Source organism: Amycolatopsis sp. CA-161197, from assembly GCF_050942255.1.
Lineage (GTDB): Bacteria > Actinomycetota > Actinomycetes > Mycobacteriales > Pseudonocardiaceae > Amycolatopsis.
The window spans coordinates 569,962-592,962 of record NZ_CP192059.1; the positions used below are offsets into that span (position 1 = coordinate 569,962).

Sequence of the window (23,001 nt, forward strand, 5' to 3'; positions counted from 1 at the left end):
CGCATCCTCACGGACAATGGCGTCGTGGAGCAACTCACCCCAGCCAAGGTCACGCCCGCAGACCCGCCCGGTGGCGCCGCCGGTGAAGCGGAAAAACGGCGCGGCTTGCGGAGGATGAAGCAGGTCGCGCTGTCCTTCCTCCTCGGCGCCACGGTCGTCTTCCTGCTCACGAGCTGGGCGGAGTCGGCCGGCTGGCCCGCGTGGGTCGGCTACGTGAAGGCGGCGGCGGAAGCCGGCATGGTCGGCGCGCTCGCCGACTGGTTCGCCGTCACCGCGCTCTTCCGCTACCCGCTGGGCCTGCGGATCCCGCACACGGCGATCATCCCGAACAAGAAAGACCAGCTCGGCAACAGCCTGGGCGACTTCGTCGGCTCGAACTTCCTCTCCGAGGACGTGATCCGCGACAAGCTCAAGCGCGTCGAGATCTCGCGTCGCCTCGGCGGGTGGCTTTCGCAGCCGGACAACGCTGAGCGCGTGACGTCGGAGCTGGCCACGGTCGTGCGCGGCGCCGTGACGGTGCTGCGCGACGAAGACGTGCAGGCGATCATGGAACAGGCCGTGGTCAAGCGGATCGTCGACCGGCCGTGGGGCCCGCCGCTGGGCAAGATCCTCGAGGGCGTGTTCGAGGACGGCGCGCACCACAAGCTCGTGGACCTGATGTGCGACCGCGCGTACGAGTGGGTGCGCGACAACCACCAGGCGATGCTGCGGGTCGTCTCCGACCGCGCGCCGAGCTGGTCGCCGAAGTTCGTCGACGAGATGCTGGCGGACAAGGTGTACGGCGAGGTGCTGTCGTTCGCGTGGGCCGTGAAGACCGACGTGAACCACCCGATGCGCCTGGCGCTGGACAAGTTCCTCGGCGAGTTCGCGCAGGACCTGCAGAACGACCCGAAGACCATGGAGCGCGCCGAGCAGGTCAAGGGCCAGATCGTGCACCACGACGAGGTTCAGAAGCTGATCGGCAACGCGTGGGCCACGGCGAAGGAGATGCTGCTCAACGCGGCCGAGGACCCGTCGAGCGAACTGCGCCGGCGCGTGCGCGCGGGCCTGCAGTCACTGGGCGAGCGGCTGATCACCGACGACTCGCTGGCGTCGAAGGTGGACAGCTGGGTCGAGGGCGCGGCGGCGTACCTGGTGAAGAACTACTCGAAGGAGATCACCACGATCATCACCGACACCGTCGAACGCTGGGACGCCGAGGAGACGTCGCGGAAGATCGAGCTGCAGGTCGGGCGCGACCTCCAGTTCATCCGCATCAACGGCACGGTGGTGGGCGCGTTGGCCGGCCTGGTGATCTACACGGTGGCGCAGCTGCTGTTCTGACCTGGGCTTTTCTCGGTTTTGTCGGGGTTCGTCACGGTTCTGAGGTGGCCGGAGCGTGGCTGCTCATGCGCAGCCGGTGCGTATACCACACGTGGGGGAGCTTCAAACCAGTTGTCCACAGGAAGCTGAGTTATCCCCCGGGTTATCCACAACTTTTCACGGATCTGGCCTAACACGCATCCACAAGTTGTGGGGATCCGGTGCGTCTGCACGTGCATATCTGGTGGCTGTGCACGAGTTGTCCACAGGTCCTCAGTTGTGCACACCCGTCGCGCGGGCGCGCCAGGTGCGGGCCTTCTCGCGGTTGCCGCAGACGCGCATGGAGCACCACGTGCGCGAGCGGTTGCGGGACTCGTCGTAGAAGGCTTCGAGGCAGTCGTCGGCCGGGCAGATCTTGAGCCGGACCCAGTCGCCGCGGATGGAGAGCCGGGTGGCGGCGACCAGCACCGCGGAGACGGCGGTTGTCCCCAGGAGCTGGGGTCCCTGGTTGTCGAGCGAGAACGTCAGCGGGACTTCGAGCTGCTCCACGGGGAGCCGCGGATCTCCGACGGCGGCGCGCAGCGCGTCGCGGATGGCGCGGGCTTCGTCAACGTTGCCCGGGGAGACGCCGCGTTGGGCGGACCAGCGTTGCCACAGCCCGGGGTCGTCCAGCAGGTCCTCGCCGCGCTCGATGTCGACGGTGTTGAGGAAGTCCACCACCAGGGTCGCGTCGGTGTGCACGCAACCAGTGTACGAGCGAGGGTGGTTGCTTCGTCGGCTGATAACTCCCATACTCCGAATACTGGTTACTGGAGGGAGTCACGATCATGGGTGCTGTTCCGACATTCGGCTCGACCGTCTTCGACTGCCCGGAACCCGCCGCGCTCGCCGGCTTCTACCGCGCGGTGCTCGACTGGCCCGAACCTGACGTGCACGAGGACGGCGGCTGGGCCCGGCTCGTCAACCCGGCGGGCGGCGCTCGGCTGGAGTTCCAGCAGGTCACGGACTACCGCGCCCCCGAATGGCCCTCGGCTTCGCAACCCCAGCAGGCGCACCTCGACCTGGACGTGGCCGACCTGGAAGCCGCGCACACGCGCGTGCTCTCGCTGGGCGCCAAGCTGCTCGACGACTCGCCCTCGACCTTCCGCGTCTACGCCGATCCGGTGGGTCATCCGTTCTGCCTGTGCGCCTGCTGACGCGCCGGGCGGAATCTGCGTAGTCTCGGATGTGTGATTTGTCCGAAGTGTCAGAACCGGATGCGGACCGTCGACAAGAACGGCATCCACATCGAACAGTGCGAAGCCTGCCGGGGGATCTTCTTGGACCACGGTGAGCTGGAGCAGATCGCCGGGGCGGAGAGCTCGTACTACGGCGGGGTGCCGACGCCGCCACCGCGTTATGCGCGGCCGGACTCGCCGCGCCCGTACCGGGGCGGCCATGGGGACTCGCCTCGGCCCTACCGGGGCGGCGGGTACTCGGACTCGCCCAAGCCGTACGGCGGCGGGTACTCGGACTCCCTACGGCCCTACGGCGGCGGCCACCGCGGCTACGCCGATTCGCCTCGCCCGCACGGCCACCGCAAGCGCGGCTTCCTCGAGCACCTGTTCGACTGAGTTGCCTGTCGTCGATCCGATGAGCGGCCCGGGCTCGGCGTCGGCTCTTGACTCGGTGCCCGCCCTCGACCTGCGGATTTGTCCCGAGTGCGGCGATCGCGCCGAACGCCCGCGGGCCGAGGGTGCGGTGCTGGAGTGTGTCCTCTGTGGACATCGGTGGCCGTTCCGGCGGTTGCCGCTGTTCGCGCTGACGGGTCCGAGCGGCGCGGGCAAGTCCACGGTCGGCCCGGCGCTGGCGGCGCGGCTGGCCGGGGACGCGGTGGTGCTGGAGCAGGACGTCCTCTGGGCCGGCGCTCTCCGGGACGACATCCCGGCGTTCCGCGCGGCCTGGCTCCGCATGGCGGCGATGCTGCACCAGAACGGCCATCCGGTCGTGCTGTGCGGCACTGTCGCCCCGCAGGAAGTCGAGCCGCTGCCGGAGCGTGTCTTCTTCTCCGACGTGCACTACCTCGCCCTCGTCGCCGACGACGCGGTCCTCCGCAAACGCTTGCGCGCCCGCCCTGCCTGGCGCGAATGGGATGAGGCGCGCATCGACGAGATGCTCGAGTTCAACCAGTGGATCCGCAGCCAGGTCCCGTACCTCGACACCACCGTCGCCTCGCTCGACGATGTGGTCACCCAGGTGGAGAAGCGGGTCAGGTCGAACCTGACCGGCTAGCGGCCGGGAAATGGCTTCGGATCGCAACGGTCTCGAACGTCCGTGGGTAACGTCCGTCCCATGAACGCGGACGACGTGATCGAGGCTCTGCTGGCGGCCGGCGTCGCGCGCTACGCGATCGACCACCCGAGCGGCACCGACCTGTCGGTCTGGGTCACGACGATCGATGGCGGCCGCATCAGCCTGGGCACGCGCGGGATGGACGAGCACGGCAACCTCGACGCCAGGGGCGCGTGGTGCTGGGCCCGCTACGACGGCCGCACCGTGATCCGCACGGGGGAGGCACTCGATGTCGCCTGGGCCGCCGCCGAGGTGGCCAGGCAGGTGGGGATTCCGGGCTCGATCGCGGCCGAGGAATGAGCACGGCGCTCGCGCCGCCACGGACGTAGCGGCTTCGACCGGATCGACAAGCAGCGGTTGGGTCCGACCTAATTCAGCTCCCACCGAAGCCCGTCCGGCTCATCCAGCCAGAACTCCTGCCGCGAACCGTCCACGGTCAGGCCGAAGCGGTCGCGTTCCGGGCGGCCCAGGGAGTTCCACAGGACGAGGGCGCGCTCGGCGAGCTCCCACAGGCCCCGGGGGCCGCCTTCGGCGATTTCGAACGTGTCGCCGTGGGCGCGGAAGCGGGCCCACGAGCCGTCGGGATGGGTGAGGGCGAAGGCCCCCACGTGGGGGTCGCCCGAGGAAACCGGGTTGCTCGAGCCGTCGGGGAGTTCGCGGACCGGCTGGACGCCCGGGAGTTCCAAGGAGGCGAAGAACTCGAACTGCAAGCGCGGCTTCAGCAGCAACTCGATCGGCAGCTTCGACGGTCGCCAATCCGAGGCGGCGAGCGGGGGCAGGGCAGCCGGGGCGGGAAGGCGGTGCCCGCGCAGGGGCATGAAACGACCGTCGCGAGTCAAAACCCGGCCGTGGCCCGTCGCGCCCGGGCCGGCGACCAGGCGAACCAACCCCGCGCCCAGGGGCCGGTTCAACGTCGTCACGACCAACCCGCCGGGCACGGTCTGCTCGAGCCAGGCCGGCGGCACCGAAGAAGCCGAAGCCGTGCACAGCACCCGGTCGAACATGATCCCCGCAGGAAAACCCAGCGTCCCATCGCCGACTTCGCACGACGGCGCGTACCCCGCCTCCTGCAGATGTCCGCGCGCGGCCGAAACCAGTCCCGCATCGACGTCCACAGTGGACACCGAACCGGATCCGCAACGGTGGCTGAGCAAAGCCGCGTTGTACCCGGTGCCGGTGCCGATCTCCAGCACCCGCTGCCCGTCCTCCACGCGCAGCTCTTCGAGCATGATCGCCATGATCGCCGGCATGCTCGAAGAACTTGTCGGCACTCCGTCGATGGGCCCGTCGCGCCGGGCCTTCTCCCACAGGGACGAGTCGTCGTCGAGCTGCGTCACCAGGACGTCGGGGGAGTAGACGCGTTCCAGCCACCCGGGATCGTCACGGTCGACAGCCGCCCAGCCCTCGTCGACGCGCGTGAAGAACCGCGGCAGGAACACGTGGCGCGGCACGCTGCGAAAGGCGTCGACCCACTTCGGGTCGTGGAGCACGTCCTCCTCGACCAGGTGTTTGACCAGCCTGCGGCGCAACCGTTGAGTCGCCATGGGGACCACCGTAGCCGGGTGAGCGGAACCACACCCGATGGTGCAAGCAGAGTGCTTGCAATAGCTAGCACGTCCGCGTACGGTCGGAAGTGTCGCGAGGAGGTGACCGGATGACAGAACCCGGCGGGACCCAGAACCCGATGGAGAAGGTCGCGGACATCGCCTCCGACATCGGCGAGTACATCCGCCAGCAGCGGAGTTCGGCGAAGATTTCGTTGCGCCAGTTGTCGAAGCTCGCCGGCGTGTCCAATCCGTACCTGAGTCAGATCGAGCGCGGGGTCCGCAAACCCAGCGCGGAGATCCTGCAGCAGATCGCCAAAGGTCTGCGGATTTCGGCCGAAGCGCTGTACGTGCAGGCAGGAATCCTCGACGTGCCCACGGGCGGCCCGGTCGGCGACGCGATTCGCGCCGACACCGTGCTGACCGAGCGGCAGAAGCAGGTTCTGCTCGACGTCTACGAGTCCTTCCGGCGGGAGAATGCCGCCGGCACGCCCGCTGAACCGACAACCACCAAGACCACCCACGACACCACAGAGGAGTCGGCATGACCACGCCCAAGACCGAGGACGTCCGCAAGGTCGTCAGCACCGCCATCGACCAGGTCCGCACCCCGCTGCTCGCCGCGCTCGGCGCCGGCAACCTCGCGAGCCAGGCCGTGACCGACGCGGTCGCGAAGGCGCGCAAGAGCGGCGAGCACGCCCGCAAGAACCTCGAAGAGCTGCCCACCGACGTCGAGAGCCTCCGCGGCAAGCTCGACCCGGCCGAGCTGCGCAAGGTCATCGACGAGTACACCGAGGCCGCGCTCAAGCTCTACAACAAGCTGGCCGAGTCCGGCGAGCAGACCTGGGACAAGATCTCCGCGCAGCCGCAGGTGAAGAAGGCCCTCGACCAGCTCGAGGACGCGCTGACCACCGCGCAGCAGCGCGTGGACGGCCTGGCCGGCGAGACCCGCGAGCGCGTCGACGGCGTGCTGGCCAAGGTCACCAAGCGCACCCGCTCCGCCGGCGAGAAGACCGCCCGCAAGGTGACCGAGGTCGCCGACGAGACCGCCGCGGCCGTCGAGGACCTCGGCGACGACCTCGCCCACGAGACCCGCTCGGTCGCCCGCAAGGCCGCCAACCGCACGGCGCCGAAGACCGCTTCGCCCGCCCGCCGCACCACTACTACGGTCGCGAAGAAGCCGGCCACCGAGCCGAAGACCGAGAAGTAAGCCCTCGCACGACACCGCCCGCTCCCCGGCGCCACCTCGACAGGTCGGCCGCCGGGGAGCGGGCTCTGTGTGGTTGGGCAGGCAGGAGTGGGCACGGCGCGCGTCGCGGTGGCCTGCGCCGAGTCGAGCGCCAAGATCGGCAACGACCCAGCCGGATTCAGCGCGCCGTCGCTGCCGGAGCCTTCGGGCGGTGAGCTGCACCAGGATCGGCGACGGCGCGGAGGCTGAGCGCGGGCCGCAATGCGGCCGCGGGGACACACCAACACCGGCAACGCGCACGACTGGCCGCGGCCTCCGGGCACCGGCAGCCCGCCGCAAGCCGGCTCGACGGAGCCTCCGGCGTCCGCCACGCCACCGCGTCGGCAATCCGAGCCGCACGCCCCAGCGCAACACCGCCACCACAAAGAGAACTACGTCACACCACCCCCGCCCTCCGGCGTCGGTGAACTGCCGGGCCACGGGCGCGTTGGGTGGTTTGCCGTAAGCTGGGGCGCGTGCTGGTTGCCGCTTGGATACTTCAGATCATCCACTGGGGCAGCGCCTTGGTCGGGCTCTTCGCCTTCGTTCACGCGCTGCTGCAGCGCTCGGACGCGTACCAGGCGGCCGACCGCAAGACCAAGCCGATCTGGTTGCTGATCACCGGCGGTGCCACGGTCGCGCTGGTCCTGTTCGGCAGCAACGTCAGCGGGGCCGGGTTCATCTTCTGGGTGCCCGCGATGGCGGCCGCGCTCGTGTACATCGTGGATGTGCGGCCGCGGCTGATCGAGGTGCAGCGGGGCAACCGCAACTGGTAGCCGCGTAGATTCTCTTGATGTGACCACCTGGACCATCGCCGGGAGCCTCACGGTCGTCCCCGCGCCCACCCGTACCGACCTGCTCGCCGAACCCGTCGCGAAGGCGCTCGCCGCCCTCGCGGAGCCCGACGCGGTCGGCGTCACGGAGATCGATCCCGAGCTCGCGGACACCGCGGCCTTCTGCGAGACGTACGGCTCGCCCCTCGACGCGTCGGCCAACTGTGTCGTCGTCGCCGGCAAGCGGGCCGGCGAGGTGCGCTTCGCGGCGGCCCTGGTGCTCGCCACCACGCGCGCCGACGTGAACGGCGTGATCAAGCGCCGCCTCGACGTGCGCAAGGCGTCGTTCGCGCCCATGGACGAGGCCGTGTCCCTCACCGGCATGGAGTACGGCGGCATCACACCCGTCGGCCTGCCCGCCGAGTGGCCGATCCTCATCGACGCCCGCGTCGCCGCCGCGCCGGAGCTCGTGATCGGCAGCGGCATCCGCGGCAGCAAGCTCCTCATCTCCGGCGCCGCCCTGCAGACGCTGCCCAACGCCGAGGTCATCGAGGACCTCGCCCGGTGACTGGGCCGCACTCTGTCTGGCTCCGCTACCTCACCGGCGACGACATCGACAGCCTCGGCATCACCAACGCCGACATCGTGGGCGCCGTCGAGGACGTGCTGGTCGACCACGGCCGCGGCGACGTCGTGTTCGAGCCGCGCACGCACCTCGTGCCGGACAACGGCGGCAAGGGCCACTTCAACATCCTGCGCGGCCACCTCTCGGCCAAGCAGGTCAGCGGCGTGAAGGTGGTCGGCGACTTCGTCGGCAACTTCGAACGCGGCCTGCCCAGCGAGATGGCCCTGATCCTCCTGCTCGACCCCGAGACGGGCATGCCGCGCGCGATCGTCGACGGCACCATGATCACCGAGGCCCGCACGGGCGCGATGACGGCCGTCGGCGCGAAACACCTGGCGCGGCCCGGTTCGAAGGTGCTTGGCCACGTCGGCGCGCGCGGCACGGCGTGGTGGAACGTGGTGCTGCTCGACTCGCTGTTCGACTTCGACGAGATCCGCGTGACCAGCAAGCGCCCCGAGTCCCGCGAGGACTTTTCGCAACGGCTCACCGAGCACCTCGGCAAGCAGGTCCGCGTCTGCGAAACCGCTGCCGAAACCCTCGACGGCGCCGACGTGCTCGTGGAGGCCTCCCGCCTGACCGAGCCGGAAGCGTTGGTGCGCAAGGAGTTCCTGCGGCCCGGCGCGTTCCTCGTGCCCTACGGCACCATCAGCGCCCTGGAGCTCAGGCTGCTCGACGCCGTGGACAAGGTCGTGGTCGACAACTGGCGCGAGTCGCAGTCGGGCAACCCCCGCTTCGGCGCCCTGCGGCCGCACCTCAACGCCGGGCTGCTCACGGAAAGCGGCGTGCACGCCGAGATCGGCGACGTCGTCGCGGGCAACCGGCCCGGCCGCGAGAGCGACGACGAGCGCATCCTCTTCTGGCACCGCGGACTGTCCACAACGGACGTCGCTGTCGCGCACATGATCCTGCAACGCGCGGAAGCGGCGGACGTCGGCACGATGCTGCCGTACCGGTGATCGTCCGCGAACCCGCCGACGTCCTGGCGGCCGGCAGCGAGCCGGGAGAACCCCTCGAACTGCACCCGGACCTGCTCCGGCGCGTCAAAGAGAACCGCGCCGCGATGCTGGCCGTGCTCGACGCCGCCGACGGCCCGGTCTACGGCGTCAACACCGGCATGGGCCGCCTCGCCGGCGTCAAGCTCACCGCCGCTCAGCAGGCCGAGCACCAGCACAACCTGCTGGTCGGCCGCGCCGTCGGCGGCCCGCCGTGGCTGTCGGCGGAGCTCACCCGCGCGCTCCTGCTGATGCGGCTGCGCGGGTTCCTCCGGCTCGACGCCGCCGTGAGCCCGGAGCTCGTGACGTTCCTCGCCGACCGCCTCAACGACGGTTTCCTCCCCGCTGTCCCTCGCGACGGCCTCGGCAGCGCCGGCGAGATCATCCCGCTGGCGCACGCGTTCCAGACGTTCACCGGCCTCGGCTCGGTCCTGGAGGACGGTGTCCTCACGCCGGCCGCGACCGCGCTGGCCGACCGGAACACGCCGCCGCTCAAGCTCGGCCCCAAGGAAGGCGCGAGCCTCATTCAGGGCTCCCCGCTGGCCCAGGCCTACGCGTGGACGCTGTCGGGCCGCGTGCAGCAGCTGGTCGACCTGCAGACGTTGTGCGCAGCCATCTCCGTCGACGTGCTCGGCGCACCGCGTGAGGTGTACCGCTATCCGGTGGCGAACCGGCACGCCCAAGCCGTGCTGTCCGAAGTGCTGTCCCTCACCAGCGGCTCCGCCGCGCGCCCGGTCGTCCAGGCGCCGGTTTCGGTGCGGGTCGGCCCGCGGGTGATCGGCTTCGCGGGCCAGGTGTGCGCCGATCTCGTCGAAACGCTCCGGGAAACCTGGGTGACGCCGGACGACTCACCATCCTTTGTAGACGGAAAGCTCGTGCCCACGACCGGCTACCACGCCGCGGAGCTCGGGCTGCGGATGGACGCGATGAAGGCAGCGCTCGTGCACGCCGGCGAGATCTCCGTGCAGCGCCTCCACCGGCTCCTCGACCCGCAGTTCAGCGGCTTGCCCCCGCAGCTGGCCGTGGACCCCGGGCCGCAGGCCGGCCTGACGCCGCTGCACAAGCGCGCGGTCGGCGAGCTGCACTCGCTGCGCCGCCTCGCCGCCCCGGCGACACCCGGCTCACTGGACACCTCCGCCGGTCAGGAGGACGTGCAGGCCTTCGCCTGGGCCGCGGGCCACGAGCTGGAAGTGGCCGTGGACCACGTCTTCGCGATCACTGCGTGCGAGCTGATCGCCGGCGCGCAGGCCCGCCACCTCGCCGACGGTCCCGGCAGCCCCGGGCTCCACGCGATCTTCGAGTGGATCGCCGACCGCGTGCCGCCGGTCCTGGTCGACCGGCCGCTGGGCCCGGACGTCGAACGGCTCGTGGTCGCCTGTCGCCAGGCGTACTTCAACGACCTCAGGGACCTCGGCTAGTCGCGTCGAGCCGTCTGCAGCGCGACACCCTTCGGCGTCGCCCAGCGCGTCAGCAACGCGAAGATCCCTTCGCACAACAGAGCCAGGATGATCACGGCGAGCCCGCCGCCGAAGATCTCGCCGTAGCCCTGGGCGCCTTCGGCGAAGCCGTCGACGATGTAGCGGCCGAGGCCGCCGCCGTCGTTGACGATGGCGCCGATCGCGACCGTCGCCACCAGCTGCAGGAACGCCACCCGCGCACCCGCCACGATCACGGGCGAGGCCAGCGGCAGCTCCAGTTTCAGCATGATCTGCCACTCGCGGTAGCCCGTGCCGCGCGCCGCGTCGATCGTCTCCTGCTCCAGCTGCACCACGCCGGCGTAGGTGTTGGTGAACAGCGGCGGCAGCGCCAGCCCGACGAGCGCGAGCAGCAGCGGCCAGAAGTCCGTGTCCGCGCCCCAGCGGCTGGCCAGGAACCAGAACAGGATGATCAGGCCGAAGCTCGGGATCGCGCGCCCGATGTTCACGGCGCTGCTCGCGAGGAACGCGCCGCGGCGGTAGTGCGCGAGCCACAGCGCGAGCGGGATCGTGAGCACGGCCGCGACCACCAGCGACAGTACGGAGAACCACAGGTGCTCCACCGTCCGATAGGGGACACCGGCGGGGTCGGTCCAGCTCCACCGGTTCGGCGCCGAGAGCCACTCGCCCAGCTGCGTGAAGACGTTCATCGCGCCCGCACCTTCCGCACCCACGGCGCCAGCGCGCGCTCGCTCAGCCACAGCAACAGGTCGACGACCACCGCGAGCACCACCGACAGCACCACACCGACGATGATCGGGCTCGGGTTCGGCGTGGTCGTCTGGATGCCGGCACGGATGAAGTACCCGAGCCCGCCCATGCCGAGCAGCGACGTCACGGTGACCAGGCCGATCGTGGTCACGGCGGCCACGCGCAGGCCCGCGATCACCACGGGCAGCGCCAGCGGCAGCTCCACCTGCCACAGCAGCCGCCCGCGCGTGAAGCCCATGCCGATCGCGGCCTCGCGCACCTCGGCGGGCACCTGCTGCACGCCCGTGACGATGTTGCGGATCAGGATCAGCAGCGTGTACGTGGCCAGCGGGATCACCGCCGTGGTGAAGGTGAGCCCGAAGAACGGCACCAGCAGCGCGAACGCGCCGAGGCTCGGGATCACGTACAGGGCACCGGCGGTGCCCAGCACGAACGGGTAGAACCAGCGGTAACGCAGGCAGAGCGTCGCCAGCGCCAGCGACACCACCAGGCCGATGCCCAGGGCCGTGGCCGTCAGGGCGATGTGTTCACCGAGGCGTTGGCCGATGGCGTCGGCGTTGCGCTCGACCCACCGCCACTCGAAGATCGGCCGGCTGCTCTCAGTGAGCAGCGGAGTGACCGCGGACGCATGCACCACGGAAGGTTACCCCGTTCGAGCGCTGTGATTCCGGTTGTTGAGATTCGATGCCGGTGATTCCCGGTATGTGGTTTCTGTCGTGGCTCACGGTTAGGGTCCAATCCTCTGTTCGTGACACGAGGAGTGTGGGGACGTGCGCTGGACCCGGAACATCCGAGCGGCCGCGCTGGTGGCGGTGGCCGCGCTCGGTCTGACCGCGTGCGGTGGGGGTGGGGGCTCCGACAGCGGCCAGCCCGCCGCGCAGAGCAAGGGCGGGGCGCCGATCGTCGTCGCGTCGTTCAACTTCACCGACAGCCAGATCCTGGCGGAGATCTACGCAGGCGCGCTCGAGGCCAAGGGCTACCCCGTCACGCGCAAGCTGAACCTGGGGTCGCGGGAGCTGATCTACCCGTCGCTCAAGTCGGGTGAGCTGCAGTTCCTGCCCGAGTACCAGGGCGCGGCGATCACCACGGGCTTCGGCAAGGACGCGGTGAAGACGGCCGACGGTGAGCACCAGCAGCTCACCGAGCTGTTCGCGCCGGACGGCATCGCGCTGCTGAACTACGCCGCGGCCGAGGACAAGAACACCTACATCATGAAGGCCGACCTCGCGAAGGCCAACGGAATCACGAGCATCAGTGACCTCAAGAAGCTGCCCAAGGTCGTCATGGCCGGGCCGCCGGAGTGCGAGTCGCGGCTGCCTTGCTACAAGGGCTTCACCGACGTCTACAAGCTGACGAACACCTCGTTCCAGACCGTGCAGGAAGCCGGGCCGCGGGTGCAGCAGCTCAATTCCGGTGCGGCGACCGTGATCCCGGTCGACTCGGTGAGCCCGCTGGTCGGCGACCCGCAGTACGTGGCGCTGAAGGACGACCTGCAGATCGTGCCGACGGAGAACGTGGTGCCGGCGGTGAACAAGAAGGTGCTCGACGAGCGTGGCGCCGACTTCGCGGCCGTCGTCAACGCCGTCTCGGCGAAGCTGACCACCGAGGGGATGCGCGAGTTGAACAAGCGCGTGGACTCCGACGGTGACCCGGCTGCCGACGTCGCGAAGGACTGGCTGACGCAGCAGGGCCTCGCCTGAGCGTGCGCAACGCGAAACGGGCTGTCCGGGACTTTCCGGGCGGCCCGTTTTCGTGTGACCCTCGGCGGGAAACCCCTGGTGACGCGGTGCCCGATCGGGTGGTGTGCGAAGGTGGCGCGTGAGGGGTTCTCCAGTACAATTGAGGAGCGAGATGGGTAAGGTCACGGCCACCGCGGAGCGCACGATCGACGCGCCGGTGGACAGGGTTCGCGAGCTGGTCGCCGACTACGCCGAGACCCGGCCGAAGCTGCTCACCGAGCACTACCGCGACTACGAGGTCACCGAGGGTGGCGTGGGCGCGGGCACCAAGGCGAGCTGGAAGCTGCAGGCCACGTCGAAGCGTGTGCGCGACGTCGCAGCGACCGTGAGCGAGCCGTCGCCGGGCACCCTCGTGGAGACCGACGCGAACTCCAGCATGGTCACGACCTGGACGGTTTCGCCTTCCGGCGCGGGCAGCGTCGTGCGGATCCAGACGAGCTGGGACGGCGCCGGTGGCGTCGGCGGTTTCTTCGAGAAGACCTTCGCGCCCGGTGGGCTGAAGAAGATCTACGACGGCGTGCTCGGCAAGCTCGAGGAGATCGTGTAGCGCCTGCCACACGGCCGGGCATACTGTGCCGATCATTACTAATCCGACCACAGTCACGGCCGAATGGCTTCGTAACAACGGTTACGTGCCGTTTGGGGGGTCGGCCTACTTTTGGCCGGATTACTAATCGGGAATGATCGCCCCGGTTGGCTCGTTGGGGCGAAGGTATGCGGGGCGATGGCCCCGGTTCAGGCCTCTTCGATTTGGAGTTCAGTGGTGAACGCACCGACCCAGGCGACCGAGATCCGGCTCGCGTCCCGTCCGCACGGCGTCCCGACGCCGGCCAACTTCGACGTCGTCGACATCGACATCCCGACGCCGGCCGAAGGTCAGCTCTTGGTGCGCAACGTGTTCATGAGCGTCGACCCGGCCATGCGCGGCCGCATGAACGACGCGAAGTCCTACGCGCCGCCCTACGCGGTCGGCGAGGCGATGAGCGGTGGCGCGGTCGGTGAGGTCGTGGAGTCCACTGTGGATGGCTTCAAGCCCGGTGACCACGTGCTGCACCAGCTCGGCTGGCGCACCCACGCCGTGGTCGACGCGACGAAGGTCGTGAAGGTCGACGGTTCCGTCGCGCCGCTTTCGACGTACCTGGGCGTGCTCGGCATGCCGGGCCTCACCGCGTACGCCGGGCTCCTGGTGACCGCGGAATTCAAGCCGGGCGACACCGTCTTCGTCTCCGGCGCGGCCGGCGCGGTCGGTTCGCTCGTCGGCCAGCTGGCGAAGCTCAAGGGCGCCAAGCGCGTGATCGGCAGCGCGGGCTCGGCCGAGAAGGTCCGCCACCTCGTGGAGGACCTCGGCTTCGACGCGGCCTTCAACTACAAGGACGGCCCCGTCGTCCAGCAGCTGGCGGCCGCCGCGCACGAGGGCATCGACGTCTACTTCGACAACGTCGGCGGCGAGCACCTCGAAGCCGCCATCGCGTCGATGAACCTCCACGGGCGCATCACGGTGTGCGGCATGATCTCGCAGTACAACGCCACCGAGGCGACGCCGGCGCCGCGCAACCTGGTGCAGATCATCGCCAAGCGCCTCACGATCCGCGGCATGCTCGTGCTCGACCACTGGCACCTCCAGCAGCAGTTCGTGTCCGAGGTGGCGCCCCTGGTGGCCTCCGGCGAGATCAAGTACTCGGAGACCATTGTGGACGGCATCCGCAACGCGCCGGACGCCTTCCTGGGCCTCCTCGGCGGCGCGAACACCGGCAAGATGCTGGTGCGGCTCAGCTGATCTCGGCGGCCAGCTCGGGCAGGCTCGTCGCCGTGTGGGTGGCGGGCCGGCCCGGAAGGGTTCGCTGCCCGGTTCTCGCTATCAACGCCGTCTCCATGCCGACCGCCTCGGCGCCGGCCAGATCCCACCCGTGTGCGGCGATCATCACGGCTTTCGTTGTGCGGTAGGCGTTCAGCACCTGCCGGTACGGCTCGGGCGCGGGCTTGAGCCGGCTCACCTGCTGTGCGGAGAAGATCCGGTCGAACCTCTTCGCGAGCCCCGCGTTCTGCAACTGCGCCTCCGCCGTGGCGAGCGGCGAGTTCGTCAACGCGACGACTTGGTGGCCGGCTCGCTTGAGCGTTCGGAGCGCTTCGTCGACATCGGCGTGCGCGGGCAGGGACCGCAGCCCGTCGCCGATCCTGGCCAGGTCGTTGTCCGTGAGCTCACGGCCGTACCGGTCCGCGGTGTCCACGGCGGCCAGCCCGGCGATCTCCGCGAAGTCCCGGTACCCGCCGGCCGCCGTCACGGCCAACGCCGTGTGCACCACCAGCGCGAACCACTCCTGCCGTGCCGTGAGGCTCCCCGTGAGCTCGCGGAACAGCGGATCGAGCGCCCGGAGGTCGAGCAGCGTCTCGTTCACGTCGAACACGCAGAGCATGCGCACTCACCTCACTGCGTCCGGTACGCCTCGATCACGATGCGCGCCGCTCGCGTCGACTTGGCCACCACCTGCTCGGCCGAGTAGCCCATGCGCGGTGACACTCCGTCCAGATACAGCGCCCCGTAGCCGTGGGATTGGGCGTTGAGCTGTTCGAGGAGTTCGAGGGCGTCGGCGTGGCCGTCGGTGACGGCGAGGCTGAGGGTGAGGAACGTGTCGAACAGGGCGCGGCGCTGGTCGTGCATCTCGGTGTACTCGGGGTTGGCCAGGCCGTCGGCGAAGAGGACCGCGTAGCCGAGGCGGGTGTCGATGAAGAAACGCGTGTAGGCGCCGAGTGCGGAGGCCAGGCGGGTGACCGGGTCGGTCTCCTCGGCGATGACCTGGTCGACCAGGTCGCGCAGGCGGCAGGCGGCCGCGGCGGCGACGGCGGCCAGCAGGCTGGACCGGTCGGGGAAGTGTCGGTACGGCGCGGCGGCGGAGACGTTCGCACGCTTCGCGACCTGGGCGACGGAGAAGCCCTCCAGGCCCTGCTCGGCGATCAGGCCGAGTGACACGCGCACGAGCTCGGCGCGCAGGTCGCCGTGGTGGTACTTGCCGCCCATGTCGTGGATCACACCCGATCTCGGTCGCGCGGATGTAAGACCCCTCTTACTGTAGAAGATGTAAGAGGGATCTTACATGGTCCGGGCGGCGGAGCCCGGAATCGTCTGGAGGATTTCATGACCACCACCACGCCCGCCATCGCAGCACCGGCCGCGGGGCAGCCGCTCGCGCCGACGACGATCGAGCGCCGCGACCTGCGTCCGGACGACGTGCTGATCGACATCGCCTTCGCCGGCATCTGCCACAGCGACATCCACCAGGTCCGTGACGAGTGGGGCGGCTCGACCTTCCCGATGGTGCCCGGCCACGAGATCGCCGGCGTCGTCGCCGCCGTCGGCTCGGGCGTCACGAAGTACCAGGTCGGCGACCGCGTCGGGGTCGGCTGCATGGTCGACTCGTGCGGCGAGTGCGAGTACTGCATCGCCGGCACGGAGCAGTTCTGTGTGAAGGGCAACGTGCAGACCTACAACGGCGTCGGCTTCGACGGCGAGGTCACCTACGGCGGTTACAGCCGCCAGGTTGTGGTGAAGGACGCCTTCGTGTGCCGTATCCCGGAGGGTATCGGCCTCGACGTCGCCGCACCGCTGCTGTGCGCGGGCATCACCACGTACTCGCCGCTGCGCCAGTGGGGCGCGGGCCCGGGCAAGAAGGTCGCGGTCGTCGGCTTCGGCGGGCTCGGCCACATGGCCGTGAAGCTCGCCGCGGCGATGGGCGCCGAGGTCACCGTGCTGAGCCAGAGCCTGAAGAAGCAGGAAGACGGCCTCAAGCTCGGGGCGAAGGACTACTTCGCCACCAGCGACGAGTCCACTTTCGACGTTCTGCGCGGCCGGTTCGACCTGGTGCTCAACACGGTGTCGGCGAAGCTGCCGGTGGACGCTTATCTGAGCCTGCTGCGCGTCGGCGGCGCGATGGTGAACGTCGGTGCGCCCGGCGAGCCGTTGGAGTACAACGTTTTCTCGCTGCTGGGCGGCAACAAGATCCTCGCCGGCTCGATGATCGGTGGCATCGCCGAGACCCAGGAGATGCTCGACTTCTGCGCCGAGCACGGCGTCGGTGCCGAGATCGAGACGATCACCGCCGACCAGGTCAACGCCGCCTACGAGCGCGTGGAGAACAGCGACGTGCGCTACCGCTTCGTGATCGACGCGTCCACGATCGGCGCCTGACCGGCCGCGCGGCCTGCGCTCAGAACACCATCGTCCGGTTGCCGTGCACCAGCACGCGGCCCTCGAGGTGCCAGCGCAGGCCGCGCGCCAGCGTCACCTTCTCGATGTCGCGGCCCTTGCGCACGAGGTCGTCGACGGAGTCGCCGTGGTCCACGCGGATCACGTCCTGCTCGATGATCGGGCCGGCGTCGAGGTCGGCCGTCACGTAGTGGCAGGTCGCCCCGATCAGCTTCACGCCGCGCACGTGCGCCTGGTGATAGGGCCGCGCGCCGATGAACGACGGCAGGAAGCTGTGGTGGATGTTGATCGCCCGCCCGGCCCACTCGTCGCACAGGTCGGCCGGCAGCACCTGCATGAACCGCGCCAGCACCACGGCGTGGGGGTCGTAGTCGTTGACGAGCTTGCGCACCTGGGCGAACGCCTCGGCCTTCCCGTCGGCCGGGAAAGGCACGTGGTAGAACGGAATCCCGTGCGCCCGCGTGATGTCGGCGAGCGACGCGTGGTTGCCGATCACCGCCGCGATGTCCACGTCCAGCTCCCCGGACGCGACGCGGCCCAGCAGGTCGTACAGGCAGTGCCCGGCCTTCGAGACGAGCACGACCGCGCGCGGCCGCTCACCCGTGTCGCGCACCTGCCAGCTCGACTCGGCCGAGAGCTCCTCCGCGACGGCGGCGAACCGCGCCCGCAACCCGTCGGCGTCGAACGGCAGCGACCCCGCCAGCACGACCTGGCGCGTGAAGAACCAGCCCGAGTCCGGGTCGGTGTGGTACGCCGCCTCCACGATCATCCCGCCGTGGTCGGCGAGGAAGCCCGAGATGCGGGCGATGATGCCGGTGCGGTCGGGGCAGCCGAAGGTGAGCACGTAACGCTGGGGATCAGGCACGCCGACCATTCTCGCCGGTGCTGGTCAGGGCGCCGCGAGGGGCTCGGTGAGTGCGACCTGGCCCACCATTCGCGCGGCGTTCGGCCGGCCCCAGAGGGCGCGGTAGACGTCGTCGGGTGAGCCGCTGATGGTGAGGTCCGCGGGGCCATCGCCCAACGTCGGCATCTCGCCGGAGCGCAGAACCACCGTCCACGCCCGGTCTCCGGCTTCGATCCGCACGACGCCGTCGTGGTGAACGGCCCGGCGGGGGACGAAGAACGTCAGGAACTCGTCGATCCCGTCCAGCGCGAAGACGTCCGCGTACCGCGTGGCCGGCGGCTCGGGCAGGGCGCTCTCCGCGTCCAGCCGGTGGATCGCCGTCTCGTGCGCCAGGCGCCGCGCCCAGCGGCCGACGGTCAGCAGGCCACCGCCGGGGAACGGCGACCGCACCGGGGTCTCGCCAGGCAGCCGGAGGGCTTCGCGGACGGCGAGGCGCTGGCCGTCCCACCGGCCGAGCGCGTCGGCCCAGTCGGCGGGCGGCAAGGGGTCAGCGGGGCGGTCCGTGATCGCCGCCACCGTGGACGAGAGCCCCGTCGCCAGGTGCGTCACCAGGTCGTGCATCGTCCACTTCGGACAGTTGCGCAGGTGCGCGGACGGGCCCGCCGTCAGGGCCGCCGCCTTCAGCCGGTCGGCGTGGATGTCGATCGCCTCGGTCAGGTGCATCGCCCGACCGTAGCCGTCGCAGGCGAAGGCGCCGCCCGAACTCGATGAGGGTGACCAAGCCGAGGCCGAGGAGGAACGACAGGAGCAGGCCCTTCACCGGCTCGTCGGCGAACGTCGCGCCGCCGACCAGGCCGATGAGCACGCTGTAGACCGACCACACGGCGGCGCCGACCGCGTCGAGCGGCATGAAGCGGCGCAACGGGTAGCCGAGGCTGCCCGTCGCCAGCGCGCTCGCCACGCGGCCGCCCGGCAGGTAGCGCGCGGCGATGATCAGCAACGGCGCCTGCCGCCGCACCTGCTCGCGCGCCCATTCGTAGCGCTGCCGCCCCGACGGCCCGCGCTGCAGCCGCGCGATCGCCCGCGGTCCGGCGGCCCGGCCCACCGCGTAGCCGAGGCAGTCGCCGGCCCACGCCCCGGTCGCCGCGACGAGCGCCAGCAGCGCCAGCCGCTCCGGGTCGGGCCCGAGGAGGACCGCGACCGTCACCACGGTCGTCTCGCTGGGCATGAACGGCAGCAACGCGTCCAAGCCCGCGACGGCGAACACGAGCACCCAGAGCCACGGCGAACCCAGCGCGCCGCGCAGCAGGTCGGTGACGTGTTGAAGCAGTTCCACCCGCCCATGGTGATCACCGCAGGTCACCACGGGGTGACACCGCGGGGGTGGGTCGGTGAACAGGTGGGATTCGTACCCGGACGACGCATTCGTACCCACACTGATCAGCCCAGTCGGGCACTCTGTGTAGTCAACTCAGAGCGGGTTCACACTGTCCCACGGCACCGTCAGCTCCCCGAGCCGCCAGCGCTCCGGCCGGCCCAGCAGCGGCCAGCCGCGGTCCCGCAGCAGGCCCACCGCCGACACCCACCGCGCCCGGACGCCGAACGACCGGTGCGGCGCCGCGGCGGCCCAGCAGTCGTCCAAAGCGGACAGGAACGCGTGCACCGGTTCGCCGGGAACGTTGCGGTGGATGAGAACCTTGGGCAGTCGTTCGGCCACAATGGACGGACGGTCCAGCTCGGCGAGCCGCATCGACACCGTCAGCGAAACCGGGCCGGCCGCGCCCACGACGACCCACGACGCCAGCCGCCCGATCTCGTCGCAGGTGCCCTCGACGATCAGCCCCTCGTCGGGCATCGCGTCGAGCATCACCTTCCACGCCCCGGCGACCTCGTGCTCGGCGTACTGGCGCAGCACGTTGAACGCCCGCACCACCACCGGCCGCGCGCCCGCCAGCTCGAATCCGCCGCGGCGGAAGTCCAGCCACGGAGGGTCGGCGGCGCGGCGCGCGAACGCCACTCGCTCGGGATCGATCTCCAGTCCGAGCACCCGGACGTCGGCGCGGACCCGGCGAAGCCACCGCTGGAGCTCGATGGTCGTCACGGGTGACGCGCCGTAGCCGAGGTCGACCACGAGCGGGTCGGGCGTTCGCCGCAACAGCCGCGTCACCGCGGGGTCGTTCGCGAGCCAGCGATCGACTCTGCGTAACCGATTGGGATTGGTGGTGCCCCTCGTCGGGGCGCCCACCGGGCTCAGGCGTGCTCGGCCAGCCACGACGCGGTGAAGTCGGCTTCGCGAGCCAACAGGTTCGTCACCTGCTGGGCCACGAACTCCTCGATCTTCCCGCCGAACAGCGGGATCCGCACCGTCACCTCGCCGGACGTCCGGAACTCCACGCGCTCACCGCGTGGCGTCAGGAAGGTCTGCGCGCCGATCTCGCCCGGCACGCCGCTCACACTGACCTCGACTTGGCCCGTGTACGCGTCGCCGGAGCGCTGCCACACCTGCTTGCGGTGCACGACGATGTCGCCCCGGTGCAGCGCCTGCACGGCCTGGGGGAGGCGCTGCGCGGCGATGCCGTGCCGCAGTTCGTAGCGCACGGTGTCGCCGTCAACAGCATGTGCAAGGAGCGCGGCGTTGTCGCCGCCCAGCTCCTTCAGGCGCGCCCGCAGCGCGTCCTCACCGGACACGGCGGCCAGCACGGCCCCGAGTCCGGCGGAGAACTCGGCACGGTGCTCGATCCGGGATCCCATGGGCCGGACAGTACCGTTAGGCAGCGTGAACCCCGTCGAAACGCCCGCGCCGCCGCGCCTCGCCGAGTACACGACGCTGCGCCTCGGAGGGCCCGCGCGCCGGTTCGTGCGCGCCACGACCAGCGACGATCTCGTCGCTGCCGTGCGCGAGGCCGACGCCGCCGGCGAGCGCGTGCTGCTGCTCGGCGGCGGTTCGAATCTCGTGGTCGCCGACAGCGGGTTCCCCGGCACGCTCATCCAGGTCGCGAACACCGGTTGGACGCGCGACGGCGACGTCGTCGAGGCCGCCGCCGGGCAGGAGTGGGACGCGTTCGTGGCCGGGCTCGTGGCCGCGGGCATCGGCGGGCTCGAATGCCTGTCCGGCATCCCGGGTTCCGTCGGCGCGACGCCGATCCAGAACGTCGGCGCGTACGGCTGCGAGGTCGCGGAGTCGATCGTCTCGATCGAGCTCTACGACCGCGCCGCGCGCGAGGTGCGCACGGTCAAGGCCGACGAGCTCGGCTTCGCCTACCGCGCCAGTGTGCTCAAGGGCACTGACAGCGGTGTGGTGCTCAGCGTGCGCTTCCGCGTCGACCCGGCCGGCGAGTCGGCGCCCATCCGCTACGCCGAGCTCGCGCGCACGCTCGGGGTCGAGATCGGCGCGAGAGTCCCCGCCGCCGCCGCGCGCGCCGCGGTCCTGGGCTTGCGCCGCGGCAAGGGCATGGTCCTCGACCCGGCCGACCACGACACGTGGAGCGCCGGCTCGTTCTTCACGAACCCGATCGTCCCGTCGGCCGACGTCGAGGCTGTTCTGCAGCGGATCACCGCGGTCGTCGGCCCGGACGTCGCCGTACCCCAGTACCCGGCCGACGCCGGCGTGAAGCTGTCCGCCGCCTGGCTGATCGAACGCGCCGGCTTCGCCAAGGGCCACCCGGGCCCCGGCGCCCGCGCCTCGTTGTCGACGAAACACACCCTCGCCCTGACCAACCGCGGCACCGCCACCACGACCGATCTGCTCACCCTGGCCCGTGAAGTCCGCGACGGCGTGCGTGACCGCTTCGGGGTGACGCTGCACCCGGAGCCGTTGCTGATCGCCTGCTCACTCTGACTCGTCCCAACCTCGCGCTGGGCTCGTCACAACCCCGTCACCAGCAGTCGGACCGCGCAACCGCCCGGTGGATGAAACGTCTTGTCGACAAGACGCGGGCCACATGGACTGGGTGAACCCGGTGCCGGCAGGTAACGTCGAGTCGCTCACCGGCGCTGACAGCGTGGAAGCATCCGCCGGTGCGGGGGCCGTCGTGGTCCGAAAAAGGGGAGGTTCACGGGGATGGAACGGCGCACGGTGTTCAAGGCGGTGCTCGCCGCGGGGGCGGGGGCGCTCGCGGCCGCGTGTTCGATCACCACGAACGGCACGGCGCTGCCGCTCGGCGGGAGCGGGGAGGACGGCGGCAAGCCCGTGGACCCGGTGGCGAAGATCACCGCCACGCCGGCCGTCGACGCGAAGGACGCGGACGTGCGCGAGCCCGTGGTCGTGAAGGTGACCTCCGGCAAGCTCAGCGAGGTGAAGGTCACCAACTCCGACGGCGACACCGTCAAGGGCGACCTCGCGGCCGACGGCCTGACCTGGAAGAGCTCCGAATCCCTCGGCTACGGAAAGACCTACACCTACGCCGCAAAGGCCACCGGTACGGACAACCGCCCGGTGGAGCTGAAGGGCTCCTTCGCGACGGTCAACCCGGCCAAGCAGCTGCGCGCCACGCTCAATCCGGCCGACGACGCCCACGTAGGCGTCGCGATGCCGATCAGCGTGAAGTTCAAGGAAGCGCCGAAGGACCGCGCGGCCGTGGAGAAGGCGCTGAAGGTGAAGACCGACGTCGAGGGCTCGTGGGGCTGGCTCTCGCCCACGCAGGTGGACTGGCGGCCGAAGGAGTACTGGCCGGAGAACACGACCGTGGAGGTCGAGGCCAATCTCTACGGCGTCGACCTCGGCGGTGGCGCCTACGGCAAGGCCGACGTCACGACCAAGTTCAAGATCGGCCGCAACCAGGTCGTGAAGCTGAACACCCCCGACCACGTGATGAAGGTCTACCGCGGCGGCTCCGAGTACAAGAGCTACCCGTGCGCCAACGGCCTCGACTCCGATGTGAATCGCAACACGCCCAACGGCACGTTCATCGTGATGTCGAAGGAGCCCACGGCGGTGTTCGACAACGCCCGCTACGGCTACACGAACGTCAACAAGAAGTGGGCCTGCCGCATCTCCAACCACGGCGAGTACATCCACGAAAACCAGGACAACGCAGCCAACATCGGCAAGGCCAACAACTCCCACGGCTGCGTCAACCTGCTGGAAGCCGACGCGAAGGACTACTTCGACTCCGCGCTCATCGGCGACCCCGTGGAGGTGACCGGTTCGCAGCTGTCCAGCCCCACCGGCTCCGACGTCAAGGACTGGTTCTACGACTGGTCCACCTGGAAGACGCTGTCGGCGGCCAAGTGAAGC

The 23,001-nt window shown here is 70.2% G+C and carries 28 protein-coding genes; 17 read left to right on the forward strand and 11 right to left on the reverse strand.

The annotated features are described in order from the left end of the window. Positions 1–24: 24 nt before the first annotated feature. Positions 25–1,323, forward strand: coding sequence for a DUF445 domain-containing protein (locus tag ACQPXB_RS02830; protein WP_386946171.1), 1,299 nt, complete (start codon positions 25–27; stop codon positions 1,321–1,323). Positions 1,324–1,575: 252 nt separating this feature from the next. On the opposite strand, the gene ACQPXB_RS02835 is transcribed toward ACQPXB_RS02830, so the two are convergent. Next, complete coding sequence (locus ACQPXB_RS02835) at positions 1,576–2,043, reverse strand: CGNR zinc finger domain-containing protein (RefSeq protein WP_432849323.1); 468 nt, start codon at positions 2,041–2,043, stop codon at positions 1,576–1,578. A gap of 86 nt (positions 2,044–2,129) precedes the next feature. Here ACQPXB_RS02835 and ACQPXB_RS02840 point away from each other — a divergent pair, with 86 nt between their 5' ends. Genes ACQPXB_RS02840 through ACQPXB_RS02855 form a run of 4 tightly spaced genes read left to right on the forward strand, consistent with a single transcriptional unit; the run spans position 2,130 to position 3,933 of the window. Beyond that, on the forward strand, positions 2,130–2,498 hold the full coding sequence (locus tag ACQPXB_RS02840; protein WP_432849324.1) for a VOC family protein: 369 nt from the start codon (positions 2,130–2,132) through the stop codon (positions 2,496–2,498). A 15-nt stretch (positions 2,499–2,513) separates the two neighbouring features. Further along, the gene (locus ACQPXB_RS02845) at positions 2,514–2,915 is read left to right on the forward strand and encodes a zf-TFIIB domain-containing protein (protein WP_432857255.1); all 402 of its coding nucleotides are present in this window, start codon (positions 2,514–2,516) and stop codon (positions 2,913–2,915) included. A 19-nt stretch (positions 2,916–2,934) separates the two neighbouring features. Beyond that, positions 2,935–3,573: an AAA family ATPase gene (locus ACQPXB_RS02850; protein ID WP_432849325.1), complete on the forward strand. Its 639-nt coding sequence runs from the start codon at positions 2,935–2,937 to the stop codon at positions 3,571–3,573. Positions 3,574–3,633: 60 nt separating this feature from the next. Further along, positions 3,634–3,933 carry a hypothetical protein gene (locus ACQPXB_RS02855; RefSeq protein WP_432849326.1) on the forward strand — a complete coding sequence of 100 codons (300 nt, stop codon included), beginning with the start codon at positions 3,634–3,636 and terminating at the stop codon, positions 3,931–3,933. Between the two features lie 68 nt (positions 3,934–4,001). On the opposite strand, the gene ACQPXB_RS02860 is transcribed toward ACQPXB_RS02855, so the two are convergent. Beyond that, positions 4,002–5,177 carry a methyltransferase domain-containing protein gene (locus ACQPXB_RS02860; protein ID WP_432849327.1) on the reverse strand — a complete coding sequence of 392 codons (1,176 nt, stop codon included), beginning with the start codon at positions 5,175–5,177 and terminating at the stop codon, positions 4,002–4,004. A gap of 140 nt (positions 5,178–5,317) precedes the next feature. Here ACQPXB_RS02860 and ACQPXB_RS02865 point away from each other — a divergent pair, with 140 nt between their 5' ends. The 6 genes from ACQPXB_RS02865 to ACQPXB_RS02890 all read left to right on the forward strand — a co-directional run bounded on the left by ACQPXB_RS02865 (position 5,318) and on the right by ACQPXB_RS02890 (position 10,213). Then, the gene (locus ACQPXB_RS02865; RefSeq protein WP_366577920.1) at positions 5,318–5,725 is read left to right on the forward strand and encodes a helix-turn-helix domain-containing protein; all 408 of its coding nucleotides are present in this window, start codon (positions 5,318–5,320) and stop codon (positions 5,723–5,725) included. Further along, a complete protein-coding gene (locus ACQPXB_RS02870; RefSeq protein ID WP_432849328.1) occupies positions 5,722–6,387 on the forward strand; it encodes a hypothetical protein in 666 nt (221 codons plus the stop codon). Before ACQPXB_RS02865 ends, ACQPXB_RS02870 begins: the two co-directional genes overlap by 4 nt. Before the next feature lie 494 nt (positions 6,388–6,881). Continuing rightward, positions 6,882–7,181, forward strand: coding sequence for a DUF2516 family protein (locus ACQPXB_RS02875; RefSeq protein WP_366577752.1), 300 nt, complete (start codon positions 6,882–6,884; stop codon positions 7,179–7,181). 19 nt (positions 7,182–7,200) lie between these two features. Then, positions 7,201–7,746, forward strand: coding sequence for a YbaK/EbsC family protein (locus ACQPXB_RS02880; RefSeq protein WP_366577753.1), 546 nt, complete (start codon positions 7,201–7,203; stop codon positions 7,744–7,746). Beyond that, positions 7,743–8,759, forward strand: coding sequence for an ornithine cyclodeaminase family protein (locus ACQPXB_RS02885; RefSeq protein ID WP_432849329.1), 1,017 nt, complete (start codon positions 7,743–7,745; stop codon positions 8,757–8,759). Before ACQPXB_RS02880 ends, ACQPXB_RS02885 begins: the two co-directional genes overlap by 4 nt. Beyond that, a complete protein-coding gene (locus tag ACQPXB_RS02890; RefSeq protein WP_432857257.1) occupies positions 8,759–10,213 on the forward strand; it encodes an aromatic amino acid lyase in 1,455 nt (484 codons plus the stop codon). Before ACQPXB_RS02885 ends, ACQPXB_RS02890 begins: the two co-directional genes overlap by 1 nt. Here ACQPXB_RS02890 and ACQPXB_RS02895 read toward each other — a convergent pair. Continuing rightward, entirely contained in the window at positions 10,210–10,920 is a 711-nt protein-coding gene (locus tag ACQPXB_RS02895; RefSeq protein ID WP_366577757.1) for an ABC transporter permease, read from the reverse strand. The two genes, ACQPXB_RS02890 and ACQPXB_RS02895, sit on opposite strands and share 4 nt — an antisense overlap. Beyond that, entirely contained in the window at positions 10,917–11,615 is a 699-nt protein-coding gene (locus ACQPXB_RS02900; RefSeq protein WP_366577759.1) for an ABC transporter permease, read from the reverse strand. The genes ACQPXB_RS02895 and ACQPXB_RS02900 overlap by 4 nt, the downstream gene beginning before the upstream one ends. Before the next feature lie 136 nt (positions 11,616–11,751). Between ACQPXB_RS02900 and ACQPXB_RS02905 the strand changes: the two genes are divergently transcribed. From ACQPXB_RS02905 to ACQPXB_RS02915, 3 genes are all read left to right on the forward strand, one after another. Then, complete coding sequence (locus ACQPXB_RS02905) at positions 11,752–12,681, forward strand: ABC transporter substrate-binding protein (protein WP_366577761.1); 930 nt, start codon at positions 11,752–11,754, stop codon at positions 12,679–12,681. A 151-nt stretch (positions 12,682–12,832) separates the two neighbouring features. After that, a complete protein-coding gene (locus tag ACQPXB_RS02910; RefSeq protein WP_366577763.1) occupies positions 12,833–13,267 on the forward strand; it encodes an SRPBCC family protein in 435 nt (144 codons plus the stop codon). A 216-nt stretch (positions 13,268–13,483) separates the two neighbouring features. Further along, positions 13,484–14,497, forward strand: coding sequence for an NADP-dependent oxidoreductase (locus tag ACQPXB_RS02915; RefSeq protein ID WP_432849330.1), 1,014 nt, complete (start codon positions 13,484–13,486; stop codon positions 14,495–14,497). Here ACQPXB_RS02915 and ACQPXB_RS02920 read toward each other — a convergent pair. Next, the gene (locus ACQPXB_RS02920) at positions 14,490–15,134 is read right to left on the reverse strand and encodes a haloacid dehalogenase type II (RefSeq protein ID WP_432849331.1); all 645 of its coding nucleotides are present in this window, start codon (positions 15,132–15,134) and stop codon (positions 14,490–14,492) included. The genes ACQPXB_RS02915 and ACQPXB_RS02920 overlap by 8 nt on opposite strands. Positions 15,135–15,145: 11 nt before the next feature. Continuing rightward, the gene (locus ACQPXB_RS02925; protein ID WP_432849332.1) at positions 15,146–15,748 is read right to left on the reverse strand and encodes a TetR/AcrR family transcriptional regulator; all 603 of its coding nucleotides are present in this window, start codon (positions 15,746–15,748) and stop codon (positions 15,146–15,148) included. A 105-nt stretch (positions 15,749–15,853) separates the two neighbouring features. Between ACQPXB_RS02925 and ACQPXB_RS02930 the strand changes: the two genes are divergently transcribed. After that, positions 15,854–16,903 (forward strand): NAD(P)-dependent alcohol dehydrogenase, encoded by a 1,050-nt coding sequence (locus tag ACQPXB_RS02930; RefSeq protein WP_432849333.1) that lies wholly within the window; start codon positions 15,854–15,856, stop codon positions 16,901–16,903. Between the two features lie 19 nt (positions 16,904–16,922). Here the strand turns inward: ACQPXB_RS02930 and purU are convergent, their stop codons facing one another. From purU to ACQPXB_RS02955, 5 genes are all read right to left on the reverse strand, one after another. Next, a complete protein-coding gene (gene purU / locus ACQPXB_RS02935) occupies positions 16,923–17,795 on the reverse strand; it encodes a formyltetrahydrofolate deformylase (RefSeq protein ID WP_366577771.1) in 873 nt (290 codons plus the stop codon). A gap of 15 nt (positions 17,796–17,810) precedes the next feature. After that, a complete protein-coding gene (locus ACQPXB_RS02940; RefSeq protein WP_432857260.1) occupies positions 17,811–18,410 on the reverse strand; it encodes a maleylpyruvate isomerase N-terminal domain-containing protein in 600 nt (199 codons plus the stop codon). After that, positions 18,313–19,101, reverse strand: a complete 789-nt coding sequence (locus ACQPXB_RS02945) for a DedA family protein (RefSeq protein ID WP_432849334.1) — start codon at positions 19,099–19,101, stop codon at positions 18,313–18,315. Before ACQPXB_RS02945 ends, ACQPXB_RS02940 begins: the two co-directional genes overlap by 98 nt. Before the next feature lie 135 nt (positions 19,102–19,236). Continuing rightward, the gene (locus ACQPXB_RS02950; protein WP_366577775.1) at positions 19,237–20,037 is read right to left on the reverse strand and encodes a class I SAM-dependent methyltransferase; all 801 of its coding nucleotides are present in this window, start codon (positions 20,035–20,037) and stop codon (positions 19,237–19,239) included. Then, positions 20,016–20,516: a DUF2505 domain-containing protein gene (locus tag ACQPXB_RS02955; protein WP_366577777.1), complete on the reverse strand. Its 501-nt coding sequence runs from the start codon at positions 20,514–20,516 to the stop codon at positions 20,016–20,018. The genes ACQPXB_RS02950 and ACQPXB_RS02955 overlap by 22 nt, the downstream gene beginning before the upstream one ends. Positions 20,517–20,541: 25 nt before the next feature. Between ACQPXB_RS02955 and ACQPXB_RS02960 the strand changes: the two genes are divergently transcribed. Together ACQPXB_RS02960 and ACQPXB_RS02965 are read left to right on the forward strand one after the other, a co-directional pair. Then, positions 20,542–21,603: a UDP-N-acetylmuramate dehydrogenase gene (locus ACQPXB_RS02960; protein WP_432849335.1), complete on the forward strand. Its 1,062-nt coding sequence runs from the start codon at positions 20,542–20,544 to the stop codon at positions 21,601–21,603. Between the two features lie 222 nt (positions 21,604–21,825). Then, positions 21,826–22,998 carry a L,D-transpeptidase gene (locus tag ACQPXB_RS02965; RefSeq protein WP_432849336.1) on the forward strand — a complete coding sequence of 391 codons (1,173 nt, stop codon included), beginning with the start codon at positions 21,826–21,828 and terminating at the stop codon, positions 22,996–22,998. Positions 22,999–23,001: the final 3 nt, after the last annotated feature.